4 protein-coding genes are annotated in these 4,416 nt (G+C 74.3%); 3 read left to right on the top strand and 1 reads right to left on the bottom strand.

From position 1 onward, the window contains the following. The first annotated feature begins 162 nt into the window (after nucleotides 1-162). Nucleotides 163-1,272 (top strand): DNA alkylation repair protein, encoded by a 1,110-nt coding sequence (locus tag ABD308_RS10210; protein ID WP_344331178.1) that lies wholly within the window; start codon nucleotides 163-165, stop codon nucleotides 1,270-1,272. On the opposite strand, the gene ABD308_RS10205 is transcribed toward ABD308_RS10210, so the two are convergent. Beyond that, nucleotides 1,269-2,180 (bottom strand): LysR family transcriptional regulator, encoded by a 912-nt coding sequence (locus tag ABD308_RS10205; protein WP_344331175.1) that lies wholly within the window; start codon nucleotides 2,178-2,180, stop codon nucleotides 1,269-1,271. The genes ABD308_RS10210 and ABD308_RS10205 overlap by 4 nt on opposite strands. A 120-nt stretch (nucleotides 2,181-2,300) precedes the next feature. Here ABD308_RS10205 and ABD308_RS10200 point away from each other — a divergent pair, with 120 nt between their 5' ends. Both ABD308_RS10200 and ABD308_RS10195 read left to right on the top strand, forming a co-directional pair. Further along, the gene (locus ABD308_RS10200; RefSeq protein WP_344331174.1) at nucleotides 2,301-2,744 is read left to right on the top strand and encodes a hypothetical protein; all 444 of its coding nucleotides are present in this window, start codon (nucleotides 2,301-2,303) and stop codon (nucleotides 2,742-2,744) included. After that, nucleotides 2,737-4,389 carry a multicopper oxidase family protein gene (locus ABD308_RS10195; protein WP_344331172.1) on the top strand — a complete coding sequence of 551 codons (1,653 nt, stop codon included), beginning with the start codon at nucleotides 2,737-2,739 and terminating at the stop codon, nucleotides 4,387-4,389. The genes ABD308_RS10200 and ABD308_RS10195 overlap by 8 nt, the downstream gene beginning before the upstream one ends. The last annotated feature ends 27 nt before the right edge of the window (nucleotides 4,390-4,416 follow it).

Genomic DNA, 4,416 nt, shown 5'->3' with positions numbered 1-4,416 from the left:
CCCGGAACCACAACACCTCCCGCCCGCGCCGAGTAGGTCACGCGACGGTCCGCGCGTGACCGCTCCCGGCGTCCGTGGTCACGAGGCCGACTTGTCGGTGCCATCGCGTACCGTCCGGAAGCACCGCACCACCGCGCCACAGCACCCCAAGGAGACCGCCCCGTGCCCTCGGCCGCCGAGATGCTCAACCCGGACACCGTCGCCGGGCTCGCCCGCTGCCTGGCCCGCACCGGCCCCGGCGTCGCCACCGACGCCCTCCACCGGTGCGGCGCGGCCCTGGACGGGCTCGGCTTCAGCGAACGCGTCGCCGCGATCCGCGACGCCGTGCTCGCCGACCTCCCGCCCGGCTACCCCGCGTTCGAGCGGGTGCTGCGCGAGGCCCTGCGGGACGGGGAGTTCACCGGCTGGATGACGTTCCCGGTCGGCGAGGCCGTCGCCGTGCGCGGACTGGACGCCTTCGAACCGGCGCTCGCGCTGCTCGCCGCGCTCACCCCGCGGCTGACCTCCGAGACCGCCGTGCGCCCGTTCCTGCGCGCCGACCAGGGTCGGGCGCTCGCCGTCATGACACGCTGGACGGGCGACCCGGACCCGCACGTCCGCCGGCTCGCCAGCGAGGGCACCCGGCCCCGGCTGCCCTGGGCGGCCCAACTCCCGGCCCTGATCGCCGATCCGGCGCCCGCCGTGCCGCTGCTCGACGCGCTGTACCGGGACGAGTCGGAGTACGTCCGCCGCTCGGTCGCCAACCACCTCAACGACATCAGCCGCGACCACCCCGCGATCGCCGTCGAGACCGCCGCCCGCTGGCTCGCCGACCCGGCGCCGACCACCCTCCCGCTGGTCCGGCACGGCCTGCGCACCCTGATCAAGGCCGGCCGCCCCGAGGCGCTCGCCCTGCTCGGCCACCGCCCCGACGTCCCGGTCACCGTCGAGGGGCCGCTGGTGCGGACCGCCGAGATCCGGCTCGGCGAGGAGCTGGTGTTCGAGTACGCGGTGACGAACACCCACGACGAGAGCGCCAGCGTGGTCATCGACTACGTCGTGCACCACGTGAAGGCCAACGGGGGCCGCACGCCCAAGGTCTTCAAGCTCACCACCCGCTCGCTCGCCCCCGGCGAGACCTGGCGGGCCACCCGCCGGCACGCCGTGAAGCCGATCAGCACCCGCCGCTACCACGCGGGCGTGCACCTGCTGGAGCTCCAGGTCAACGGCCGCCGCCACGGCGAGGGTTCGTTCACCCTGCACCTGGATGACCGGACGCCCGCCGGCTCCTAGCCGGCGCCGCTCCCGTTCGTCTCCCAGTCCCACCCGGCGATGGCGTCGCGCAGCCGGCGGGCGGGGGCGGACAGGCGCCCGCCCTCGGTCCAGTACAGCGTCAGGACGCGGCGGCAGTCGGGGCTGTCGACGCTGACGTAGGCCATCGGGACCTGGCTGACGGTGCGCAGGGCGATGACCGGCACCAGGCCGACGCCCAGGCCCACGCTGATCAGTTCGGCGATGGCGCCGGCCTCGTCGCCCTCGCAGACGATCCGGGGGGTCAGGCCCCGCCCGGCGAAGACCCGGTCCAGCAGCCGGCGCTGCCAGTGGCCGGGGCGGGTGGCGATGAAGGGCAGATCGGCCAGCTCCTCGACGCCGACGGAGCCGCGGCCGGCCAGCGGGTGGCCCAGCGGCAGGGCCAGCCCCACCTCCTCGTCGAGGAGCCGGACCGACTCCAGGCCGTCAGCGGCGATCGGCTGCGAGGCGATGGCCAGGTCGGCGTCCTGGGCCCGCAGCCGCCGGGCCATCTCGGCGGCCGGCAGCTGGTGCAGTTCGAGCTCCACGCCGGGGCACTGCCGCTTGAACGCCGCCAGCAGCCCGCTGAAGGCCAGGAAGGTCTCCGAGGCCAGCCGCACCGTCCCCGCCCCGTCCCCGATGGCCTCGGCCACCGCCCGCCGTCCCGACTCCAGCTCGCCGAGGGCGCGCTCCACGTAGCCGCGGAACAGGTGCCCGGTGTCGTTCAGCCGCAGCCGCCCGCCCCGTTCGAACAGCGGCGCGCCCAGTTCGGCCTCCAGCCGCGCGATGGAGCGGCTCAGCGAGGGCTGCGCGACGCGCAGCTGCTGCGCCGCCCGGCTCAGGTGCTCCGCCCGAGCCACCGCGAGGAAGTGGGTGAGGGTGTTGATGTCCACGGCCTGACCTCTCTCCATGCCCAGAAAGTCATAGCTCCATAGCAATATTGATCTTAGACGGGATAACCCTCCGGTCATAACGTTCGTGGGAGGCCGAGCACCGAAGGACCGGTGCGGCAGCTCACGAGAGGAACTCCCATGGCCATCGCAGCCGACAAGGCCCAGCCCGAGGAGGGGGAGCGGACCGGGCCCGCCGGACGGCTCCTGAGGGTCATCGCCTCCCTGCACACCATCGCCGTCTTCGGTCAGCCCGTCTTCGCCGGGATCTACCTCACCGGTGACTTCGACGGACTGCGCTGGCACGGACAGGGCGCGAACGTCACCACCTACTTCAGCTACCTGCAGCTGGCCGTGGCCGCCGCCGTCTGGAACCGCTCCCGCCGCTCCTGGCCCTTCTCCTGCACGCTCGCCGTCGTCCTGGCCGAGTCCGCTCAGTACGTCGCCGGGCTGAAGGGCGCCCTGTGGCTGCACCTGCCACTGGGGGTGACGACCGTCGCGGGCGTCGTCGTCCTGACCATCGCCCTGTGGCGCGCCCCGCTCCCCGCCCGTGCCGAGCGGCGGCGGGGGGCCGGCGATGAGTGAGCGCCGGCCGGGCCCGCGCATGGACCGGCGCCGGCTGCTGGCCCTCGGCGGGGCGTTCGGCGCGCTGGCCACCAGCGGCATCGTCACCTCCACCGTGCTCGGCCGCCGGCCGGCCGTCACCGGAGGCGAACTGCGCAGCAGCGCCGCCCTGCCGCCCGCGTACCAGGTGCCGCTGCCGCTGCCCCGGGTCCTGGCCCCGGTGGCCGCCTCGGGCGGCGTCGACCGCTACGAGATCACCCAGCGCGAGACCGTCGCGGAAATCCTGCCCGGTCTCAGGACCCCGCTGTGGACGTACGGCGGCACCTTCCCCGGCCCGACCATCGAAGCCCGCCGCGGCCGCCCGGTCACCGTCACCCACCGCAACGAGCTCCCGGTGCCCACCGTCGTCCACCTGCACGGCGGACGCACCCCCGCCGAGTCCGACGGCTACCCCACCGACCTGGTCCTGCCCACCGGCTGGTCCCCGGGGGAAGGCCACGGCCCCGGCGGCACGGGAGGGATGGACGGCATGGGCGGCATGGGGGGGATGGACGGCGGGGAAGGGATGGCCGATCCCCGCGCCGTCACCACCACCCTCACCCGCGACTACACCTTCCCCAACGACCAGCGCCCCGCCATGCTCTGGTACCACGACCACCGCATGGACTTCACCGCCCCCGCCATCTGGCGCGGCCTGGCCGGCCTCTACTTCGTACGCGACGACGCCGAAGAAGCCCTCGGACTGCCCTCCGGACCGCGCGAGCTGCCGCTGATGATCGCCGACCGCGCCTTCGCCGCCGACGGCTCCCTCATCTACCCCTCCCTCGACCCGACCCTACGCGAACGCCCCGGCGTCACCGAGCCCTACACGGCCGGCGTCCTGGCCGACGTCATCCTCGTCAACGGCGCCCCCTGGCCGGTCCACGAGGTCGACACCGCCCGGCACCGGCTGCGCCTGCTCAACGGCTCCAACGCCCGTCACTACGAGCTCGAACTCGTCTGCGACGACGGCCGCCGGCTCGACCTCGTCCAGATCGGCGCCGACCAGGGCCTGCTCACCACCGCCGTCACCCACCGCACCCTGCCGATCGCCCCCGCCGAACGCTACGACGTCGTCGTCGACTTCACCGACGTCCCCGTCGGCACCCTGGTGCGCGTCCGCAACCGCCTCGGCAGCGGCCGGACCCGCGACGTCCTCGCCTTCCGCGTCGCCCGCCGGGCCACCTCCGACGACAGCCGCGTCCCGGCCGTCCTCTCGACCGACCTGCCCGGCTGGAACCGCGAGGACGCCGTCCGGGTGCGGGACTTCGCCTTCCGCGCCGGCCGGATGAACGGCGGCCACGGCTGGCTCATCGGCGGCCGCGCCTTCAGCCCCTCCCGCACCGACGTCACCGTGGGCCTGGACGACGTGGAGGTGTGGCGCTTCGTCGCCGACGTCCACCACCCCGTCCACCTCCACCTGGTCGGGTTCCGCGTCCTCTCCCGCGGAGGCGGCAAGCCCCCACTGCCCCACGACGCGGGCCTCAAGGACACCGTCTCGCTGCGCCCGGGCGAGTCCGTGGAGGTCATCACCCGCTTCGACGGCTACCGCGGCCGCTATCTCTTCCACTGCCACAACGCCGAACACGAGGACATGGGGATGATGGCCAACCTCGAAGTCGTCTGACGACCGGCTCCACCGCTCACGCCGCCC

The sequence above is a fragment of the Kitasatospora putterlickiae genome (assembly GCF_039527695.1).
Classification (GTDB): Bacteria; Actinomycetota; Actinomycetes; order Streptomycetales; family Streptomycetaceae; genus Kitasatospora; species Kitasatospora putterlickiae.
This window is presented reverse-complemented; position numbering and strand designations above follow the sequence as displayed.

Bases quoted from the DNA above. Each gene is read 5' to 3' on its own strand.
- ABD308_RS10195 (WP_344331172.1), top strand. From the start codon at position 2,737: ATGAGTGAGCGCCGGCCGGGCCCGCGCATGGACCGGCGCCGGCTGCTG.
- ABD308_RS10200 (WP_344331174.1), top strand. From the start codon at position 2,301: ATGGCCATCGCAGCCGACAAGGCCCAGCCCGAGGAGGGGGAGCGGACC.
- ABD308_RS10205 (WP_344331175.1), bottom strand. From the start codon at position 2,180: ATGGAGAGAGGTCAGGCCGTGGACATCAACACCCTCACCCACTTCCTC.